The following is a 22024-nucleotide window of genomic DNA, read 5'->3' on the forward strand; positions in this document are numbered from 1 at the left end:
CTACGAGAATCAGTTTGAAGGCAGGTTTATTAGACATTGTAGTAAGAGGTGCTGGCAAAAGTACCAACACCTCAGATACTAACCAATTTAGAACAATATGTAATGAAATGCGAACCATTCATCCTTTGCCGTGTCGTAGCTAGTGCCAAACCAAATACCCTTCCCTGCAACATCACCAGGAAAAGCTTTAACCACTTTGAACGTTGTCTGAGTAGGATTTAAGGAACTGGCGGAATTCTGTAGCAAAGTAGCTCCGCTTAAGGTAATTTCATTCTTACTTTCATTTATGGCGAAAGTTCCTGTAGTTTTCAACCCGTTCTGAAAGCGGGTATATTTCAGTCCATTTTTTTCAAACTTGATGTATGAGCCAACTACCGCCTGATCCCAGGCATTATTCCAGCCCCACTCTCTTGAGCTGGCGTGACCAGTGGTCCAACCCTTTCCCTTGCCTATCCAATCAATAGGATTACCTGTTGCGTCAAGCGTCCAAAGTCTCGACGACGCAGCGGTCAAGTAATCCAGCAGTTCACCAGGAGCGAACTTTGGATTAAAACCTTCATCGAATGTTGAAGTCGGCGGAGCGGCAGGAGGCACATAGTTATCAGAGTATTCTTTAGTTACGTAATTGTAAACAAGCAAGGCAGGTCCTTCACAAGAAGTACGAAGAACTGCAAGTTGCATAGAATTTTCAGTAAGAGACATTAACTTAATACTTCCCCAGTTGGCCACACAAGCATCACGATCTTTATCATGTAAAGGCGATGCGCCAGAGAGCGTAAGGGTTTTGGCATCTTTGTCTAAATAGTAGGTTCCATTTTCTGTTCCCCTTGACGGTAGTTTTAAGTGAGTTGATTTAACAAAGGGCCCCCCTTTCAAGCTGAAGGTCATGGTACCATAATCTCCATTTTCCATCAGCCAGGTATTACCTTTATAGTCTGGACTCCAATTCCAGCAATCCGCACCATAACACCCACTATTCCCGCCCTGGAGCCAGCCGTTGTTAGTTCCATAAAAAAATAATGGACCATCAAAATATTGCGCTTTAATATCCAATATCCAGGTTTTCTCATTTCCCGGCCCGCCTGATAGTGCTGTCCAAAGAGGATCGTTAACGTATTGCAGATTGTCTTGCGTAACCTTTACTATAATAGAATCCCCTTCCACAATGCCGGCTCCGGTTACAGCAGAAAACTTAACGGTATAATTTCCTTTGAATGCAAAGCGTATAGTATCCCTTTGCCGGTAAGACTTGCCAGTGCCATAATTCCAGACAGGAGTAGTTTCAGGAGTATTATTAACCAGGATTACTGTGTTCCCACCGGGATCTTTCTGTAAGTCTTGCTTAACTTCGAACTTGAGATCGGATTTGTCGGGCAAAGATCCCAACTCATATTCTTTCTTGGAACAGGAAGCTATAAAACAAACAGCTGCCAGGAAAATCACATATATATTTTTGAACGTCTTCATTACTTTAGGTTTATGCAGCCCCTCTAGTTTGATAAAAGAAAGGGGGCTGCTCGATTATTCTTTTTTTACCAACCCTGATTTTGCTTCAATACATTGTTTGACAGATTGATCTGATCTGTAGGTATCTGTTGCAAGCCCTTCGTTTCGATTATTTTAGCAGCAGATATTGTTTTAGGTGTAGCTACACCGCCGTTCTCAAGAGTTACTGTTTCTGCAATAGAAGTTGCAGCAGTGTTCACACCCTGGCGAAGCAGGTCCCAATACCTTAAACCCTCCCCCACAAACTCCAGCCTTCTCTCTTTAAGAATATTCTCTTTAGTAGCAGCAATTTCAGTATAATTATTGCCATAGGCCCTCTGACGTACCTGGTTGAAGTACTCCTGGGCACTGGCACTTCCAAGTTCGGCGGCCATTAATAAAACATCCGCGTAGCGAATGGAAACAAAATCCTGATACTGGCTGATCATAAAGTTTCCACTGGTAGTGTAAAGCTCAACCATGCTGGTTCCATTCTTATTGATCATTGGCGAATACTTTTTGTTATAGTATCCTGTATATTCTCGTTGCTTCGGCTTATTTGCGAAGGCTATGCCCTCATCCCCAATAGAAATGATTGATGCATTTCGGCGCGTATCCGTATTACTGAATGCATTCCAAAGTTTAGGGTTTACAGTAGCTCCGCCCCAGCCATTCCCATAGGGGTAACTTGACTGCTCGCGCATGCCCGTCATTACCATCCAATGATTGCCATCTGTATTACCATTGTAGTTGCTGGTATAGGTGTATTTTATTGCAAAGACTGTTTCCTTGTTATCTTCACCAGCATACTTCTCCACCGAGGCTGCAGGCCAAAGAGTGGTAAAATCTGTTAATAGCCCGTGGCCGCTTTTGTTGATAGCATTCTCGAGGTAAGCGACAACCTGAGCTTTGGAGATCAGCCCCGCAAGATCTGGTTTGTTGTAATATCCTGTGTAGTACAAAAAGACCCTTCCGATCAAGGCTTCAGCTGCCCATTTTGTTATCCTGCCGCCGTTCGTTTTAGCCCATTCTGCAGTATAAGCAGTTTCGGGAAGGTTGTCGGCAGCGTACTTTAAATCTTCAGCAATTTGTTTATACACCTCGTCGGCACCAGACTGAGGGACATTTTCAGCAGAAGGAGAAGTGAGTAAAGGAATATTTCCCCATAGGCGCACCATGTCGAAATAGAGGTAAGCCCTTAAAAATCTGGCCTCAGATTCAGCAGTCATTCGCGCCAACTCATCCCCCTCCCAATTAATCTGGTCTATTTTACTCAACAGCACATTGCACCTGTAAACAGCCTTGTAGTAGGCCGACCAGTTACTGCCGAAAACAGTGACATCTGCAGGAGAACGCTGTTTATCGAATTCATCTATCATCTGATAACCGAAACCATCAGAATTACCAGTGCCTCCGAAAGCATTGTCAGACATGATTTCTGCTGCTACCGGAAGGGCAATTCCAGCTGCCCACACCGTCTGAAGGCCATCATAACAGCCAACGATGGCCCTGGCAGCGTCCGCCTTTGTTCTGTAAAAATTTTGTTCAGTACCCTTCGTTATAGGTTCTGAATCCAGAAAGTCTTTCTGGCAACCACCCAGGGTTATAAAGGATAATGCGAGTATATAGAATTTAGTAGTTTTCATAATCTGTAGCTTAACCATTAAAATTTGAAGTTTGTGCCCAGCATAAAAGTGCGCGGACGTGGGTAATAGCCTACATCCACTCCCGAAGAAAATGCTCTCCCTGAGTTTACATTATCGTCTGTTCCTGAATAGCCGATTTCGGGATCCATTCCAGTATACTTAGTGAAAGTGTATAAGTTTAAGGCAGAGGCATATACTCTTAGATTTTTCAGATAGCTCCTTTTCAGGATCCTGGAGAAGTCGTAGCCTACCGTTACGGTATTTATCCTGAGATAATCACCATTTTGTACGTACAGATCAGAAAACTGAGTAAAGTTCCTGTTATCAACAGTTACCCTTGGGATAGTATTGGAGGAACCCGGACCATGCCAGCGACCAAGGATCTCTTCAGAAAAATTCGCTTTTCCATCCGTTTGATTTCTAAGCGATTGTACTATTTGATTTCCCGCTACACCGCCTGCCTGCAGGAAGAAGTCGAACCCTTTATAATCTGCTGAGAGATTGAGACCAAAAGTGTAATTAGGATTTGGATCGCCGATAATTGTTTTATCCAAGTCAGAAATTGAACCATCTCCATTTATATCCACATATCTCAAATCGCCGGGAGCCGCGGAAGGCTGAATAACTTTACCTGTCGTAGAGCGGTAAGTATTAACTTCCTCTTCGGTTTGGAAAATACCGGCCGTTTTATATCCCCAGAAATAACCCACAGGAAGTCCGTTCTGCGCCCGGTAGAATTCAGGGGAGTTATTGTAAAGGGTGTTTGTTGCCCCGTGAATAATGCCTTCGAGATTAGGAATATTACCCACTTTATTTTTGTTGTAAGAACCGTTCAGTCCGATGGAGTAGTTAAGCTTGTTAATTGTATTACGGAAAGAAAACCCAAGTTCTAAACCTGAATTACGTACGTCTCCTCCATTGATAAAGGGAGCATTAGCTCCGGCTGTTGCTAAAATAGGAGCAGCTATGAGCCAATCTTTTGTATCCTTCACATAATAATCAGCAGTGAGGCTTATTTTACCCTTTAGAAATCTTGAATCTAAACCAACATTAGTTTGCTCGGATGTTTCCCATTTCACATTAGGATTACCCAAGCGATCCGGATATGCTCCCCTGGATAAAGCACCCTCTGTATTTCCAAAAGTATAGTTGGCATTACTGAACTGTACGGTTTGGAGGTACTGGAAGTAGTCGATATTCTGATTACCTACTTGTCCCCAACTAGCACGAAGCTTGAGATAATCCAGCCAATTGGTTGTAGTACTAAGGAAGTTTTCTCCTGTAACTACCCAACCTGCTGCCACTGAAGGAAAATAACCCCAACGGTTCCCTTTAGCGAACCGGGAAGAACCATCCGCACGCAAGGTTGCATTTAACAAATATTTTTCTTTGTAATTATAATTGGCTCTTCCGAAGTAGGACAATCTCTTATCCTGATCCCATGGAGAACTTGCGATGATCATATTGGCAATGCTTTGTCCCTCTGCATTGCCCAGGTAGGCATAATCGAAGCCTTCAAATCTTAAATCAGTATTGCCTCCCCTGAAATTAGTTCCCCTCTGAGAGTAGGATGAAGTTCCGGCCATTACCTCAACACTATGGGTCTTTTTTACCGCAAAACGATAACTAAGGAGATTATCAAACATTACAGACCTGCCGCGGCTTGTACTGTCACTTGCACTGTTTACATTGTTAAAGGAATAAATTGAGAGGTCGTAAACCGGCCTATAAGTGCGTCTGTCGTGGTCATTGAAGTTAACGCTTAAGCTAGTCCTGAACCTTAAATTTTTAATAGGTTCAACAGAAAGGTATACGTCTCCTAAAAGCCGTTGACCATTACTCTTATTTTGATTGTTATAAACTAGTTCGGCATAGGGGTTAGACTCGCCGTTGTTCCAGGTAGAATTCCTGGCGTTAAAATATTTTCCTGTTTCATCATACATTGGCAGTAAGGGACTTGTATTAAAAGCTCCACGCAAACTGTTGTTGTACAGACCCCCGACTCCAATACCACTGTTTTCGGTGTAGGAATAGGTAGCGTGCTGCCCGAGTTTAATGATATCTTTATAAAGATTATGTTCAGTATTAACACGGAAACTAACGCGGGAATAGCTGGAAAGGTCAGCTCCTCCTACTACTCCATTTTGACTGGTGTAAGAAAGTGCGGTGGAGTAGGAAGTCGCTTTTGTGCCACCCTGAACACCTAATGAATAATTTTGAGTACCTGCATTATTTACCAGCATATGATCCAGCCAATCAGTTCCCTCCGCCATGTTTGCAAGGGAGGCGATATTGAAGTAGGGATTGCTTCCTGAGTTGATAGCCGCCTCGTTCATAATCGTTGCAAATTCTTTCGAATTGAGCATCCTGGTTTTTGAGGCAACATTCTGAGTGCCAACATAAGAATCAAAAGTAACTACAGCCTTTTGATTGAGGCGACCTGTTCTGGTAGTAACCAGGACTACGCCGTTCGCAGCCTGAGAGCCGTAAATTGCGGCAGAGGCAGCGTCTTTCAGAACATCCATGGATTCGATATCAGCCGGGTTCAGATAGGAAATGTCACCTGTGATGACCCCGTCGACTACATATAGCGGAGAACTATTGCCGATTGTGCCTTTACCTCTTATTACCACATTCATTCCCGAGCCTGGTTGGCCTGAAGTGGAAGTAACCTGTACGCCTGGGGCTTGCCCCTGTAAGGCCTGTAATGCATTCGTTGTATTTTGTTTTTGCAGGTCGTCTCCCTTAACCTGAAGATTTGCCCCGGTTGTCAATTTTTTCTTTTGAACACCGTAGCCCACCACTACAACTTCATTTAATGTATTGGTTTCGGTGCTTAATACAACGTTAATGCTTGTACCTGACCCAACCTTCCTTTCGAGGGTTTGAAATCCTATTGATTTAAATACAAGGATGTCGCCGGGATTAGCTGAAATAGAATAAAGACCATTAGCGTCGGAAGACACGCCTTTGTTGGTTCCTTTCACGTTGATACTCACCCCCGGTAGTGGAAGCTTATCATCAGAAGAGGTGATCTTACCGCTAATCCTTGTCTCCTGAGCAAAAAGCGTCTGACTTGAGAGGAGCATCAGGCAGAGCACCAGAAAGAAAGTGCTCAACTTTCGATAATTTGTAGAAATATTCATTTTTCAATTGGTTAATTTTTTAAGTGGATTGGTTTACTTAGTCACGATTAGTTTTTTTCCGTCATATTTTACTGTTTTACTGATTGTATTCTTAGTTAATGACCCTCCGTTCTGGGGAGTGATCCACACTATGTTAAATGTTCTTTCTTTAATCATTCCGGGGAAGCTCCCTTTGCGATCGCCTATTGTAAGGGTTCCTTTGGTATCGTTGTAGATTAATGGGATTTCAGAAAATATTCCTTTTTCATAATTATAGTTCAGGCCTTCATCTTCATAAAGGTTAAAGGTTCCGTCTTTCCCGGTATAGACATAGATAGATATAGGGTCGGCAGGTTTTTCGTTGGTATATTGAATATCAGGACCAGTGGGAATAATGGCTCCTTCCTTTACAAACAGTGGTATTTCTTCATAAGCTGCAGCCGCCTTGATGCTTTGGCCCCCCTTCAGGTATTCACCGGTATAGAAGTTATACCAGGAAGATCCCTGAGGAAGATAAACCTGACGGCTAGTTGTGCCATACTCGGTAATGGGGTTAACTAAGATAGAGGATCCGAACATATATTGATCGTTGATATTTCTGACTTGAGCATCACCTGGAAAATCCATAGCTAAGCCTCTCATAAGAGTATAATCCTTATGGAAAGCCATGCCATTAAGGGAATAGATATAAGGCATAAGCTTGTATCGCAGCTTGTTATAATAAAGCATGCTCTTGTAAGCCGGATGGTCTTCAGGTGCAATATTATAAATCTCGCGGTAAGGGAACTGCCCATGAACACGAAATAATGGAGTAAATGCTCCGAATTGATACCAGCGAGCATTTTGCTCGCGCCATTCCTCCAAATCCATGGCATTTGGCTTCTCATAACGTTTCTCGACTGCGAAACCACCGATGTCCATTGTCCAGAATGGTAAGCCAGACATTGAAAAGTTGAGACCGGCAGCTATTTGATCTTTCATATCATGCCAACGGGCAGAGATATCACCGCTCCATGTGGCGGCTCCGAAACGTTGAAGACCAGCATAAGCGGAACGAGTTAAAATAAATACACGGGAATTTGGGTTGACAGAGCGTTGCCCTTCATAAATTCCTTTCGCATTGGCAAGTGCAAAGCCGTTGAAATAGCGGGTGGAGGAACCCAAGAACGTAGGCGTGCTTAACTCTTTTCTTGATTCAATATCTAAATTAGAGTGGATGTCTGGCTCTGAGGCGTCCATCCACCATGCATCGATACCTTTGCTGTAGAGATTCTTATTGATCAAGCTCCAAAAGGCTGTCCGGGCACCAGGATTATAAGCATCATAAAAAGTGGAGACATATCCTTTACCAATCCAGTCGCGCTGCTGGTTAGCAATATTCCTTTTATACAACCAACCGTTCTTATTCAGATAATTGTAGTTGTCTATCCCTTCATAAAACTTGGCCCACACGGAAATCATCAGACGGGTGTTATATTGCTGGTGAAGGGATTTTAGCATTTCCTGAGGATCAGGAAAACGAGTTTCATCAAACTGCTGACTTCCCCATTCTGCTTCCTTCCAATATGACCAGTCGAGCACTATGTTATCCAGTGGTATTTTTTTCTCGCGGAAAGTCTTTACTGTTTCCAAGATCTCATCCTGAGTCTTATAGCGTTCACGGCTTTGCCAAAAACCCATCGCCCAGCTTGGCATCATGCTAGCCTTTCCTGTAAGGTAACGGTAACCGCTGATAACCTCGTCTGCCGAGTTTCCATAAACGAAATAATAATCTATCTCATCTCCTGCCTCGGAAAGAAAAGAGAAATCATTCTTAACACCAGAGGGAGCCGGACTAAGGTAGTTTAGGGCGATATAACATTCTGCGCCATCAGGAATCCATTCGATCTTAAGCTTCGTTCTTTTACCAGTTGTTAAGTTCTGATCAATCGTTACGGTCCCTGGATTCCAGCCCTGGCGCCATCTGTCCGCAATTAATTTCCCATCTATCCAGATCTTGATATAGCCTGCATATTTTAAACCAAACTGATGAAGACCTGAAACCGCTGGCTCCATAGAACCTTCCCAAATGATCCGGCTATTATCTAATTTTACATTGGCAGGAAAACGATTCTGATCATTGAGGTAAGGGTAATCGATCTTACTTTCAGCACGCCGAACAAAAATCTGAGACGAGTCTTTTTTGTTATAATAAGTAGCAGTAAGCCATCCTCTTTCCCCATCTTTCGAATACAACCTTAAACCGGAGAGCTGTTGAATTTCTCTCGTATCACCAACTTTAGTAATGGAGTAGTTATCCCAAAGGACGCCATAGTTATTGGAACTCAACAAAAAGGGAACGGCTACCTCTGTGTTGTTTTGCGCCAGTAAAACCTGACGTCCTTTATAGTTCATTATTCCTTCCTGATGCTGTCCTAAGCCATAGAAAGCTTCATTATCAGAAGAAATGAAAGTCTGATTTAATTTATAGAAAGCATCACCGTCGTAAGAATCAGGTACGAACTTCCGGCCGTCCTCTTTTTCTGATAAGATTAGCTTACCAGCTTTATTAGTAAATCGAACTTTCCCATTTAGAAGGTTTACATGAGCATTGATAGCTGTGGTCCTCAAAACTACTTCACCATTTTGTTCAGTTGCCGTCCAGGTACCAGACCTTTTTAAGGTATCGACAATTATAAGGCTCTGCTTCTTTTTGAACTGCTTTTCAGGAGTCACAGAGACCCTCACAATTTTATCAGATATTACCTGGAGCCGGACATTTCCTGAAGAATTTTTAGGATTTATTGTTACCCCATCGTTGGCATTAATAAAGCCTTTCGACTGGGCGTATAGGTTGCCCGAAAGAAACACCAGGCATGCAGAAAAACTATATAGGAGTTGTTTAAACATAATCGGTTAATTAGAAGGTTCGGAAGACCTGATATAATAATTGGTTAATTTATTGAGCTTCGAACAGCGCTAAAGTAAGTTTGAAATCGAAAGGTGATGGTATCAAAATGTTTCCAATTAGGTATCAAAATGTTAACTAAAAGGGCTTTTATTAGCTATTTGAGGACTTTTAAGACTTTTTTTATCTTTTTATCCCCTTTTTTGAATGAAGGCCTATTCATTAAATGCTGTTGAATATATAAAGGCTTAAACAGGAGGGAATGCTCGAAGCTAGCCATGGCAGAGAAGCAAAGGCGAGGAAAAAGGTTCGGAAAAGATAAGGTTCAGGAAAAACAATTTATGTAAGGTCACGATCTCTAAACCATACTTCTTCGGGCACGGCCTTAAATGCAAGCATCTTTTCTACCAAGGCTACAGGTTTATCATCACTAAGTACCATTTCACGATTGGACTGCTTCAGAAATCGCCTTTCTACCATCACATCCATTTGAGCAAAGAGGTGATCGTAAAAGCCATCTACATTCAATACTCCTATTGATTTACCGTGCAGCCCCAACTGAAGCCAGGTTAGCACTTCGAAGAATTCTTCGAGCGTACCAAAGCCACCAGGAAGAATAATGAAGCCGTCTGCAAGATCAGCCATCTTTTGCTTGCGCTGATGCATGTTATCGGTGACAAAAAGATTAGTCACGCTTTTATGTTCAACTTCCTTATCCAGCAAAAATTTGGGGATCACTCCTGTTACCCGACCTCCTCTAAGAAGTACAGCATCAGCAATCAACCCCATCACACCTACACTTCCACCGCCGTATATAAGCTCTATACCCCGATCTACAAGTACTGCAGCCAGTTCCTCCACTATTGCTTTAAGCTTTGGATCGCCATTAAAATTCGCTCCGCAGTACACACAAATGCTCTTTATTGCCATAACTATTATACTTTCCTCAAAGAAATAAAAAAAACCGCGCCATGAAGAATACTTACTTAAATAAAGACCTTCATTACAGGTGAAGCGAAAATAGCCTTGAAAATAATCTATAAATAAGAAAAGGGAGGAAACCTTAGGTCTCCTCCCTTCCCGGCTTAATTATTAAAAAAACTAGTGTAGTAATCCGTCTATCGTAATTGCGGCATAATACAATCCACCTAAGGTTGGTCCGCCAGCGTATTGAATGTAACGTTTGTTAAAAATATTTGTACCACCGAGTTTAATTGTGGCTTTTTGTTTTGGTATCCTGTAGTTTACCTGAGCGTCAAATGTGTTGATCTCATCAACCTTTCCTGTTACAAGCGGACTTTCCCACAAGAACTTATCTTGCCATTTGTACACCAGGCTAAAGCCTAAATTCTTAACGATCTCTCTGTTGCCGAAAGACAGGTTGGTTGACCATTCAGGTGTATTGAATCCGGTAACAAAAATATCAGCCGTGCTGTTAGACTTCATTTTATTGAAACTCACATTCCCTGCTACTGTATACTTCTTATAGAAGTTGAAGGTTGTTCCAAACGCTGTACCGTAGTTAGTGTAGGTGTTCTTTGCGTTGGTGTATACACGGTAACGTGCTTGTTGAGCATCCCTGTTCCGATCTATCATGGCTAATACTGCAGCATCTGTTCCCACAGTTGTTCCTTTCGGTACGCTCACCTGCACCTGACCAAGGAAACCATCGTACTGATTGGTATAAGCGTCGAAGTCGAGCACTAGTTTATTATTCAGCAATACACTCTTGTAACCGATTTCAAAAGAATTGATACGCTCTGGACGAGCTTTTTGAAGATTAGCGACTTCAAGCAAGCCTGCATATTTTCTGGCTGCAGCATCAGTGTTACCCTCGGCACTTACTGCTGCATTAAAGGCGAAAATAGAGGTTTGTGTATAACTATTTTCAAGGTATCCAAGACCTTCATTAATGAATGATAAACTACCTACGCGCTTCACCGTCCCGTTATTCACATAGGACAATGCTTCAAATAAGGCAGGATATCTATAACCTTGCTGTACTGTAATACGGAAGTTATGAATTTGATTAGCTGTATAAACTGCTGCTAAGCGAGGTGTAACCTTAGGATTAAAGTAAGGATTATAATCAAGACGTGCAGAACCAAAAACTTTCAACTTTTCATCAAAGAAGGTCTTTGTTGCCTGAGCAAAGCCACCAAACTTCTTGTAATAAACATTATCGCCAAAGCTACCATCTTCTAATGGCTTGTTACGGTCTTCTATAGGACGGGAGAAATCGACAAAGTTATTCCCGTCAGGTATAATTTCGTATATCCTTGCATCTGCGCCAACAAGTAAATCGAAAGCTTTTGTATACTTTGACAGATCATACTGCCCTTCCAGATTATACATGCGGCTTTTTTGAATTAAAGCTGCCCCGCCAGTCATGGACGCCTCTGGTGTTAAAGCTGAATTAATATCCCAGTTGTTGATCTGCCTGATGGTTTTCTTCAGCTCGTTGAACCTTTCGGTTCCAGGCTCGGGACGACCAGCATCCGCAGCTATACGAGCCAATCTATTGGCTTCTGCTAGGTTAGCATCAGTTAAGCCACCATTATCGGTTCCATACTTGATCAAAGCATTCTTGTATCTGGTACCCCAGTTGCTGTTACTAAAACTACTATTAGCACCAGTTCTGGTTCCATCACCATAAAGATCAAGATTATCTGCCAGGGGCTTAACATTGAATGAATCACCGGTATCCTCTAAAGAAAGATATCCCCTAACAGAAAAGTTGTCACCCTTCAATTCAACCTTGTGATTTTGAACAATCACATTATCCAATTGTACCTTGTTACCCCTCTGAAAAACACCATCCATTTTGCCAATACGGTAAGAGTAAGAAAGTTCGGCATGGTCGCTTACACGATAGTGCAAAGCAGCGTCGAATTTCAGGTTATCCACTTTAGGGTCTACAAGATCTGTTTCCCAGTATCCTGTACGAACCACACGGAGTGTTTGGTTAGCCTGGCCATTAATTGTAAGTCCGCTAACATTAGTTGCAAGGTTACTACCAGCAAGAGCATCATCTCCATATTTATTCCAACCATCAAAGGCAACATTAGCATCGCCATTTAAAGCTCCAAACTTTGGATTGGCACTGGAAAGATTGTTTGGGTTCTGATCTAATCTGGTATTTGATCTCCAATCAGTTCCGCGCATATAGCTAGCATTGATCTTAAATGCCCATTTGTTATTGAACGCTTTAGCATAACGGAACGCTGTTTCTGTTAAAACGCTTGGATCATGATCAACTCCGTCGACATGGTTAACTCCTGTTCTTTGGTAAAAGCTTAATCCCTGGTAATAGAACGGACTTTTAGTAAGAAGGTTGGACATACCATTTATCGCATTCATACCATAAAGTGCCGAAGCTGCACCCGGAGTAACCTCAACACTTGCAATATCTAACTCCGTTGGTCCTATAGCATTTCCAAGAGGCACACCTAATGTTGCTGCCTGCATATCTACTCCATCTACCAGCTGCATAAAGCGGAAGTTGTTCGGAATATTAAATCCACGTGTATTCGGAACTTTGAAGGTCAAACTGGAAGTAGTCATCTGAACGCCTTTAACATTTTCTAAGGCATCGTAGAAGCTAGGTGCCGGACTTTCACGAATAGCGCGAATGTCTAATTTCTCAATTGCAACCGGAGACTTCAGGATATTTTCTGATACCCTTGAAGCTGTTACAACAACTTCCTTACCCAGGATACTTTGAGTGACCAGTGCGATGTTTAGCTTAGACTGAGGACCTTTCACTTCAAACTCCTGTGTTTGAAAGCCCACATTACTAAAAACCAGTGTGAAAGGATATTTCGCCTTGGTTTGTAAGCTGAAATTACCTTTAGAATCGGTGGATGTTCCTGATATGGAACCTTTTATCTGAACACTTACGCCTTGTAGCGGTTGTCTGGTGCTTTGATCGACGATCTCTCCTGAGATCAGGATCAGGTTAGTTCCCTGCCCGCTCGCCTTCAGATAGAGCAGAGGTAATAAGAGCAGGAATGTTTGTTTTAGAAGTTTGTTAACTGTTTTTGTAAAAATCCTCATTTTTAAATCTTGTATTTGACTGATGATAAGATTGAAGTTGTAACGCCGAGAGACACATTAGCTATATTATAACATTAGTATACTCTATAGATTTGATAGACAAATAAACAACTTCCAAATGAAATAGGCAAATACTTTTTTGAAAAAAATGGAAAATAGAACTGTAAGGATTAGGATAACGAGATGGAAGTGCCTGAATACACACTTCAATCTCGTTAAAATGGATTAGAAGGATTATTGTTCCTCTTTAAAATAGATCTTGTAGTAATTCATCGTACGACTGTCATCGAAACCTTTTTCGATCAACTCCCTATCCCCATGAATATAGATATGAAAGTTCTTATCCAGTTTTAAAACGCTTTTAAAAGTCCTTACTTGTTTCTTAACTGCCGCTTCAGATATTTCGAATGATTCGGGAATGACCGTATCAAACTCAGTCTCGTAGTTCTTTACAAAGTTCTTAAATGATTCTTTCCCCTGCTCGTTACCGATAACCTCATTTGAAAACTCCTCAATATCGAAGGTCTCCTTTTCTTTAAAATATTTTACAGAACGATTGAGCAGATCAATCTTATCCGCTTTATCCATCTGGAATTCCTCGTCAAGTTTTTCCGTTACGAAATTTTTATAAATACTTAATGTATTTTGTGTCTGGTTGTAATTATCATTACGAACCTTAAGTTTTAGAAATTCATCTTTCCAATAAACTGCTTCTGAATTACGGTTGGTTTGATCAATTACTGCAACCTTATACCCCTCCTCCTTCTCACAATTGAAAATCAGGCAACCCTTATCCAGCTTTTGAATGTTAATGGCGTCTTCCTCATATCCCACGTCGAAGCCATTTTGTCCATTATACACTTTAAGATAGGTTTCTTTCGTTTCAGACTTAAATATACCGATTGCGTCCATCACCTCCCCTTCTATTTGCACGTTGTTAAAATAAGCTACATAAACCTCTCCAGATTTGATCTTCGGGTGATTTGTCACTTCAAACAAGTGCTTCGCAAGCTGTTGACTATTCTCGTGAAAGGTTTGGTTATCTTCAAAGATCAGCGACGCAAAGTGATGAACTTCATGCAGGTTGAGGTCTTCATTAGCATGAAAAAAACGATATACTTCGTTCACCTTTTCAAAAGGACTAAGGAAGTATTGCATAAGCAGTTTAGGCAATAGCTCGTCCTGAATTTGCACAGGATTATCCGAGAGCGCGTAAAACTCATCCTGTAATTTATTGCCTACTTTATGTATGGAAAGATGCGCCAAGGCAGCTTCAAAAGAGAAAATCATTATAAACAGCTTTTATAAAACTCGTAAAAAATTGAGAGGCCAAAGGTGCAAAAACAATAACGAGGAAGCAATATATGTTGATGATTCCCTTAGGCTGAAATTATTCTGGCATAATTATATCCTTCTTACGTTCTGCCGGTAAAACCTTTAAAAATTCTAGTTTTCCATTCTGCCAGCTGGCTTCAACAGTTGTTTTATATGGAGCATTAAGTTTAAAATGAACATTCTTGTCTTTAGGCCATGCGGGGAGTACATAGAGCTTATCACCATCGGACTGCAGGAGCATTTCCTGTAGACCGATCATGCCCGAACCACCCCAATTGTGATCAGGTACCCAATCAAACCCAGGTCCCCAAAAGGCTGGAAACCGGCGTCCGGAGTCTTTCAATTTTTGCGAAGTAAGGTTCCAGGCATCCTCTGTTAAACCAAGTCGGGCAGCAAAAATATTGTCTTGTTTCCAGCCAATATGGCTTCTAAATTTTAATACGTCTTTATCATATTTAAACGTATTGATAGCAGTGTCTATACCAGGTTTTCCAATGCCATATATTCCCCATGGGAACACAGGATAAAGCTGAGGACTTTCAGTATTATTAATTCGTTCCCAAACTTTTGCAGGGGCAATCGTTGGATGTCCTTCAAACTCCCTAAAACTAAGTCCAGGTATTCTTTTTAACATCAACTCCCAGGCTTGTCTTCTCTCGGGAATAGTGTATTTGGGAGGTAACTGGAGAAGCCTCGTTAAAACAGTTCTTAGTCCACTTATAGTAGAACTAGCATTATAAGCCATTTTATAAGTTTCTGCTCCCGAGCCCGGATAGATCACCAGATGTCCTTCAGCATTTAAAGCCTTGCTCCCCCTGTTCCTTGCCAGGTACTGGTAGTGTTCGTCGAAGAATGTCAGACAGCTTTCAATGAAAGGAATATAACTTTTAATGTTATCGCCGTTATAACGTTCGGTTTCAAGCATCATCAGGCAGAATTCAAGGACAGTGTCCCACTCATATTCTAACCAGGCATTATGTTCCATTCCCGGGTCAAACTCTGCTGGTCTTTTCCAATTGTATTCTGCAGGATTGGGTAAACCGAAGTTTTCCAATTGCTCTGTAAAGGCGGCTCCGTTATGTTTCCAGTAAACTTTCGACCTCAGTTCAGCATTCTTGAGGATACCCATGTAAAAATCGAACTGCGGCTTCATCAAATCAAAGTCGCCACTTTTCAACATCGGCCAATACACCAAACGTTGATTTTGAGCTGTATGAGTGCCTCCTCCCCAGTTACGAAAATCAGGAGTAAACTTTAGCGTGGTATCTGTTAAGGATGGATCTGCAGTAAACAAACCGCCATTGAATTTGGTGGGGTAAGAAGCAGTAAGATTACAACCTAGCATGTACCGCATTAGCTGGTAGTTACGCCCTATTTGCCAGTCTACAGAGTTTGGATCACTTTGCCTTGCATTAATATTAATAAAACTCCTGTTCCAGTAATCATTCCACCACTGCAAGGTTTTCTTTTCAGACTGCTTTTTCTCTCTTATGACTTTGGAAGCAGTAGATTGTAAATTACTTTTCCAATGAGGAAGCGAGGGAGTGTATTGTGTATGAAGGACCAGTTGCAGGCTATGGTTTTTTGAAGGAGATTTACTCTTCAAACTCCAGCTCTTATAAGGTGTATTAATGTAGGTACCCTCCGATGAATCGGCTATAACAAAACCCTCTCCGAACAAACGGCCCCCAAAGATCATATTCTTAAGTGGGTTGAAAAGCTGGTCTTTGACACTTTCCATTTGTTGCTGCTTAACTGTCACGTCGAAAACAGTATGTGTTTGATTCTGATGATAGAATTCAACTCCGTTTTGCAGGAAATCAACCTGATCTTTCAAGGTCTTAACCTCACCCTGCGGCGCCCACTTATAGGAGTTCTGGTTATTCTCCTTACCCTTAAGGACCCTGTCGGTATATCTCCAACTTTCATAGGATACTTTCGCCGACATTGGCTGTTGACTTTTTACTTCAACATGAACTACCGGATTAAAAACATCCACCCAAAGTTTTACATCGGTAGTTTGCCCATTCTTAACCGTACTTATGGTTATGTATCCCTCTTTAAGATGCAGTTCTTGTTTGAAACCAGCTGAACCCGAGAATGGATTAGGTGAAAGGCTAAGTTTCAAACGTCCTAGTTTAAGCAAGCTGTTGTTTTCGTCGAATGTGCCAGACCTTGCCACATAGAAATACACCTGATCCTTTTCACACCAAACATTCAGCCCTATATCCCCCCCTCCTAATGGCATTGATTCCAGAGAGTTCTTGCTTTGGCTGGTCCATACGGGATTGTAGTCCTTCAATTGAGCCAGGGAATGTTGCGAGGGAATAAAGCTAAAAGCAAGCAGGAATACGTAGTAAATTTTTAAAGATTTGATTTTCATGTTAATCTTTGAGGACTTTTTAAAACGGCAACAGACAGGACTTAAGCCTGCCTGTTGAAATTAAACATTTTATTTAAACAGGATTACCAGTCGTCTGTCCGGAAAGAACTAGCTGGTAAACCTTCAGTATTAAACAAATCTCCTACAACAAAATCTTTAAACGCATAACGAACTGCAACAGGCTCCTTCACGTTTACGGAAGTAAGCGTTACAGAACTACCATTAATTTTGGCTTTAGCCGGATAGAATACCTTATTGGCGCCAGCTATTTCAAAGGTTGAAAGCTCTTTACCGAATGACGTTAATCCATTTGGAACATTATCAAAGCTAATAGTAGCCTCATTTCCTTTAATAGTGAGAGATTTGTACATAGGACTTGCTGACCCGAAACCTTTTAATCCGTAAGTATTAGCTAAAGCTAAAAGAGCCAATCGCTTCCCTCCTGCTTCCTTATTTGCAGGATGAATATTATTTTCCTCACCAATATCCAGAACTACCGCCATTCCTGAATTAGGAATTTTAGCAAGGGCTTTGCGCTGTGCATCGCGCAAATAAGCCGAGTTAAATTTTCCGCCTTTGTTAAAAGGAGGAAGCTGCTCGTAATTATATGGTGCAATTTGTACGTAATAGAAGGGAAAATCTCCTTGGCCCCATAATTGACGCCATTCTTTAACCAATGCCGGAAACATTTCTTCGTAACGGTCAGGTCTTTCATAATTTGACTCTCCCTGGTAGTAAATTCCGCCTTTAATCCCATATCCTGTGATTGGGTAAAGCATACCATTGTAAAGGGTAGTGGGAGTGCGACTAACCGCTTTTATCGTATCTCCTTTTACAGGGATTTTAATCTCAGGAAACTGATTCAAATTTTCAGGAGACATCCAAGCCTCAATCGATGAACCGCTATAGTTTACATTAATCAAACCAACAGGAACGTCAAGCATTTCATTCAACAGCCTGCCGAAATAATATCCGGTAGCACTAAAGTTTGAAACCGATTCCGGCTCTGCTACCTTCCATACAGAAGGTTTGCTATTTGTTTGCTTTTCGGTAATAGAAGACCGGGGCACGGTGTATACCCTAATCTTATTATTCCTGGAATGAAGGATTGCATCATTGGAATTTAAGACGGGCTGACCTTTAAAGCCCTTCATAGGCATTTCCATATTGGACTGCCCGCCTAAAATCCAAACCTCGCCAATTAATACATTATTCAACTTCAAAGCTTTTCCATCACTTATGGTGATATCGTAGGGCCCACCTGCAACTGGTGTTTCAACTTTTACCAACCACTTACCGGAGGCATCAGCTGTGGAACTATAGTTTTTCCCATTCCATGAAGTACTAACTTTCACTTTCTTTCCAGCATCAGTCCAACCCCAGATAGGAACAATGGCTTTTTGCTGAAGGACCATATTGTCTGTAAATAAGGATCCCGGCTTCACGTCTGCCCTTGCCACAGATAAACCCAGAAAGGCAATTAAAAAATAAACGGTAACTTTTATATTAAACATTATTTAAGGTGTATCAATTTGAGGAGAACCCATTGTTAGAGTATTGACATTAGGTGTAACAGGCTGTTTTTCCTTCTGGTATTCGATCTCTTTCTCTTCTTTTAAAGCCTTTTTACGCCAGTAATTGGCCAATATAGAACCCGAAATATTCATCCAGGGACTAAAAACAGCGGCTGCAAGTCCGACGGTCCCCAACTTACCCATAGAGCCTGCAAGTCCTGAAGCCATGCCGCCATTCTGCAATCCAACTTCGAAGGCAACGGTGCGGGCAGAAGGCTTATCAAGACCAAACCAGCGACTTAAATAATAGCCAAAGAAGTAACCGGCAGCATTATGGATAACAGAGGAAATAAAGAGTATAAAACCAACTTTAAGAAGATTATCTCTCCCGGCAGCAGTAGTCACAGTAGTGAAATAAACTATACCGAACATGGAAATATAGGGCATAATACTATCCAGTTTAATAGCTCTTTTTGTAACCAGATGATAAAGAACGCCTGTGATAAACGCACCGCAAAAGAAACTAAAGATCTCTACGGAATGCATAAATTCAGTTGAGGTAGCTGCAGCTAACCATGACCAAAGTCCAAGCGCTAAAACAAATAGCCACACTGCTGAAAGGGCCGCAATTAATTTTATCCGCTGCCAGTCTTTAGCTGTTGCTGTTTTCAGGAAATCGTGAATTAAAGCTGCCCCTATAGGTACAATTACAATCTTTACGATTTCCATCATCATAGATACAAACTCTATTTTGATCAATGTTCCGGCAAGTAGTTTCATCAACAGAGGCGTCATAAAGGGAGCGACCATAGTTGCCATGGCGGTAACCGTAACAGAAAGTACAAGGTTAGCCCTTGCGATGTAAACCATTACATTGGAAGCTAAACCACTGGAACAAGATCCAATCAAAATAATTCCTGCGGCAATTTCAGTATCAAAATGGAATACTTTCGTAAGGAGAAGTCCCATTAAAGGCATAATCGAAAAATGACAAATTAAGCCAATGAGGACACCTTTACCGGTACTAGCAAGGCCTGTAAAATCGCGAAGACTCATTTGAATACCCATTCCGAACATAACCAGTTGCACTACCACGAGTATGAGCCATTTATTGCGAAGATCTAAATCTCCCCATCTGGTAAAAGCTCCAGGGTAGATCATACCAGCAACCACAGCAGTTATAATCCAGGCTGTATATTGATAAGGAGAAAGAAAAGGAATGGCTCCTATTCCAATTGCAGCACTAACAGCGAGTGCAACCGCAGCAGGCTGCCATACCTCTAGGTTAGAAGTAAATAAACCGAATAATAACATTACAAGAGATAATACACTTATCCCAAGGCAAATTTTTCGCAGACCTTTCATACCCCTACTCTTTACACTGTTCCGCGATATGTTGAATGGCTAAAGCCGGACTTGATAAAATACTCACCTTTTGCTTTACGCTTTCAGATAAGGTATCTACCACCCGGGCCATTGAAGCCTGAGCAAGTACAATTACATCCACTTGCTCAGATAATTCAGTAAGAGCCTTAGCTACCATCTCGTCATGTTTCTCCGGAGCACCGCCCATTAAAGCATCAAAAGCCCCTTCACACAAGCGAGATGTTAATTCTATATCCTTACCGGCGGCCTCTGCTCGTCTTCTGACCAAATCGCTGGTGGGACCAAGTGTGGTGGGTAAAGTTGCGATAACTCCAATCTTTTTGCCTGTTTGAACAGCAAGGTCAGCCATGGGCTGATCTACACGGAGAACGGGAACGCCCGTTAAAGCAGCAGATGCCTCTACCGCAGCACCAATAGATGAACAGGTAACCATTATGAAATCAGCTCCGGCAAGTTCTGCTGAGCCAACATAATTTACTACACGACGGGAGGTTAGGCTGGTTAATTCGTTTTTAGAAATAACATCTTTAATAAGACTGTCATCCACAATGTTGAATACATTCACTCCTGGCAGGTAGTCGGCACAGAGCTTTTGAAATACTGGTACCAGAGTTGCTGAAGTGTGAACTAATCCTAATGTTTTTAATTTCATGGTTTATAATTGATGGTTTTTTATATAATTAATTAATATCCGCGTGCTGTTAAATAGTAATCTTCCTTTCCTACCTGACCTCCTTTAAAATTCACTTCCTTTCCATTAATTGAAGAGCCAGGAGCATAAGCTTTACAAAGCGGGGCTCCGGGTGCAAGCGGAGCAATCATTTCAACGGCCTCTATTCCCATGGCCCGAGCAGCATAGCTTGAAGTATCTCCACCTGCTACGATAATCCTTTCCAGGCTTGACCTTTCTGCAATTGTTCTGGCAAGCTGGCCTAGTGCAGTTCCGTAAATCAGCGCGGTATCTATATGTGCAAATTCCTCTCCTTTTAACATCTCCCCTGTTTTCACAACTCTAGGATCATCATTCCCCAATGAGGTATGGATAATAACATCATTACCACCCTGAAGATATTTTACTGCATTGTTTACATAGGTTTCAAATTCCACTTCCAGGATTCCCTGCTTAACTAAGCCCTCGGTATCTAAAGCAATCTCTTTAAAGCCGTTCTGTAAAGCAAACGATATCTGACGCGAAGACACAGGTGAACAACTTCCAGAAATCACAAGGATCGGCCCACGATCGGTTATTTGACCAAGGCTAGTCTGAGGTTTAAGAGTACTCTCTTCTTTCCAGTATGCTCCGAGGGCCATCTCGATACCAGATGAGCCAACTGAAAACAAAGGTTTATCTGGATGTGAAGAATCCTGAATTAGCCGACCTATAGCAGCCATCTGATGCTGATATAAAGCGTCGAACAGAATCACTTCGTTCCCCTCCTTCAGCAGCTTTCCAATTCGGGTCTTATTCTCTTCAAAACCTTCCTCTATTTGAAGAATATCTATAAGTCCAGATTTTTTATCTGTTTGTTTTGATAGATGAAGTCGCAAGTCGCTCTCAGTCGCCGGAGTCACCGGATGCCTACTCATAGAAGGGTGCCGGTCTAAGCGATGGATCGCCCCATCGCTTCCGATTCCCATTTTTGCAAACAGGTTACCAAATACACAGTGCCTCCCAAGGGCCGGAGCAGCAACTAATAAAGGAACATAATTACTTACGAAAATAGCAGCACCTGTATCTATTGCTTTACCGATACTTCCGAGATGGGGAGCAGAATCGAAAGTTGAACAAACCTTATAATGAACGTGAACAGGATTTAATTCTTTTAACGCTTCGAATGCTGGCTTCAATGTTCTGTCCATCACATCCGGCGCCATTGACCGGGTCATTCCAGCTATACCTATAGCCTGTAATCCTTCAAATTGTTGTAGCTTTTCTTTTGAAGGAGGCTCAATGAAGAGCATAGTTTTAGCTCCGGCCCGACAAAGAAACTCCAGGGCGTCGGTTGAACCGGTGAAATCATCCCCGTAATAAGCTAATAGAATGCGCTCCTGCATATTATATCAATTGAATGAACACGAATTTTCGAATTACACGAATTACACAAAGGATAGTTGACTAACCAACACGATTTTTTCGAATTTCGCTAATTCTCACAAATCATAGTTGACTAATCAATCTAAAGCCACTAAGCATATGTACATATTTA

At 41.7% G+C, this 22024-nt stretch carries 12 protein-coding genes; all 12 read right to left on the minus strand.

Annotation, left to right across the window (positions count from 1 at the left end):
* Window positions 1-87: 87 nt before the first annotated feature.
* Window positions 88-1467, minus strand: coding sequence for a hypothetical protein (locus tag J4N24_RS18250; RefSeq protein WP_207535157.1), 1380 nt, complete (start codon window positions 1465-1467; stop codon window positions 88-90).
* 65 nt (window positions 1468-1532) lie between these two features.
* Window positions 1533-3131: a RagB/SusD family nutrient uptake outer membrane protein gene (locus J4N24_RS18255; RefSeq protein WP_207535158.1), complete on the minus strand. Its 1599-nt coding sequence runs from the start codon at window positions 3129-3131 to the stop codon at window positions 1533-1535.
* Between the two features lie 17 nt (window positions 3132-3148).
* Window positions 3149-6277, minus strand: coding sequence for a SusC/RagA family TonB-linked outer membrane protein (locus J4N24_RS18260; protein ID WP_207535159.1), 3129 nt, complete (start codon window positions 6275-6277; stop codon window positions 3149-3151).
* Window positions 6278-6310: 33 nt separating this feature from the next.
* Complete coding sequence (locus tag J4N24_RS18265; RefSeq protein WP_207535160.1) at window positions 6311-9145, minus strand: TIM-barrel domain-containing protein; 2835 nt, start codon at window positions 9143-9145, stop codon at window positions 6311-6313.
* Window positions 9146-9482: 337 nt separating this feature from the next.
* The gene (locus J4N24_RS18270) at window positions 9483-10073 is read right to left on the minus strand and encodes an LOG family protein (RefSeq protein ID WP_207535161.1); all 591 of its coding nucleotides are present in this window, start codon (window positions 10071-10073) and stop codon (window positions 9483-9485) included.
* Between the two features lie 171 nt (window positions 10074-10244).
* Window positions 10245-13199 carry a TonB-dependent receptor gene (locus J4N24_RS18275; protein WP_207535162.1) on the minus strand — a complete coding sequence of 985 codons (2955 nt, stop codon included), beginning with the start codon at window positions 13197-13199 and terminating at the stop codon, window positions 10245-10247.
* Window positions 13200-13433: 234 nt separating this feature from the next.
* Window positions 13434-14489, minus strand: a complete 1056-nt coding sequence (locus J4N24_RS18280; protein WP_207535163.1) for a nucleoid-associated protein — start codon at window positions 14487-14489, stop codon at window positions 13434-13436.
* A 100-nt stretch (window positions 14490-14589) separates the two neighbouring features.
* Window positions 14590-16917, minus strand: a complete 2328-nt coding sequence (locus J4N24_RS18285) for a DUF5703 domain-containing protein (protein ID WP_207535164.1) — start codon at window positions 16915-16917, stop codon at window positions 14590-14592.
* Window positions 16918-17000: 83 nt separating this feature from the next.
* Entirely contained in the window at window positions 17001-18431 is a 1431-nt protein-coding gene (locus J4N24_RS18290) for a sialate O-acetylesterase (RefSeq protein WP_207535165.1), read from the minus strand.
* Between the two features lie 3 nt (window positions 18432-18434).
* Window positions 18435-19796, minus strand: a complete 1362-nt coding sequence (locus tag J4N24_RS18295; protein WP_207535166.1) for a bile acid:sodium symporter family protein — start codon at window positions 19794-19796, stop codon at window positions 18435-18437.
* A 4-nt stretch (window positions 19797-19800) separates the two neighbouring features.
* Complete coding sequence (locus J4N24_RS18300; protein WP_207535167.1) at window positions 19801-20469, minus strand: aspartate/glutamate racemase family protein; 669 nt, start codon at window positions 20467-20469, stop codon at window positions 19801-19803.
* 32 nt (window positions 20470-20501) lie between these two features.
* Window positions 20502-21872 (minus strand): four-carbon acid sugar kinase family protein, encoded by a 1371-nt coding sequence (locus J4N24_RS18305; protein ID WP_207535168.1) that lies wholly within the window; start codon window positions 21870-21872, stop codon window positions 20502-20504.
* Window positions 21873-22024 lie beyond the last annotated feature (152 nt).

This window comes from Desertivirga arenae (genome assembly GCF_017355785.1).
GTDB classification, from domain to species: domain Bacteria; phylum Bacteroidota; class Bacteroidia; order Sphingobacteriales; family Sphingobacteriaceae; genus Desertivirga; species Desertivirga arenae.

Bases quoted from the DNA above. Each gene is read 5' to 3' on its own strand.
- J4N24_RS18250 (WP_207535157.1), bottom strand. From the start codon at position 1,467: ATGAAGACGTTCAAAAATATATATGTGATTTTCCTGGCAGCTGTTTGT.
- J4N24_RS18255 (WP_207535158.1), bottom strand. From the start codon at position 3,131: ATGAAAACTACTAAATTCTATATACTCGCATTATCCTTTATAACCCTG.
- J4N24_RS18260 (WP_207535159.1), bottom strand. From the start codon at position 6,277: ATGAATATTTCTACAAATTATCGAAAGTTGAGCACTTTCTTTCTGGTG.
- J4N24_RS18265 (WP_207535160.1), bottom strand. From the start codon at position 9,145: ATGTTTAAACAACTCCTATATAGTTTTTCTGCATGCCTGGTGTTTCTT.
- J4N24_RS18270 (WP_207535161.1), bottom strand. From the start codon at position 10,073: ATGGCAATAAAGAGCATTTGTGTGTACTGCGGAGCGAATTTTAATGGC.
- J4N24_RS18275 (WP_207535162.1), bottom strand. From the start codon at position 13,199: ATGAGGATTTTTACAAAAACAGTTAACAAACTTCTAAAACAAACATTC.
- J4N24_RS18280 (WP_207535163.1), bottom strand. From the start codon at position 14,489: ATGATTTTCTCTTTTGAAGCTGCCTTGGCGCATCTTTCCATACATAAA.
- J4N24_RS18285 (WP_207535164.1), bottom strand. From the start codon at position 16,917: ATGAAAATCAAATCTTTAAAAATTTACTACGTATTCCTGCTTGCTTTT.
- J4N24_RS18290 (WP_207535165.1), bottom strand. From the start codon at position 18,431: ATGTTTAATATAAAAGTTACCGTTTATTTTTTAATTGCCTTTCTGGGT.
- J4N24_RS18295 (WP_207535166.1), bottom strand. From the start codon at position 19,796: ATGAAAGGTCTGCGAAAAATTTGCCTTGGGATAAGTGTATTATCTCTT.
- J4N24_RS18300 (WP_207535167.1), bottom strand. From the start codon at position 20,469: ATGAAATTAAAAACATTAGGATTAGTTCACACTTCAGCAACTCTGGTA.
- J4N24_RS18305 (WP_207535168.1), bottom strand. From the start codon at position 21,872: ATGCAGGAGCGCATTCTATTAGCTTATTACGGGGATGATTTCACCGGT.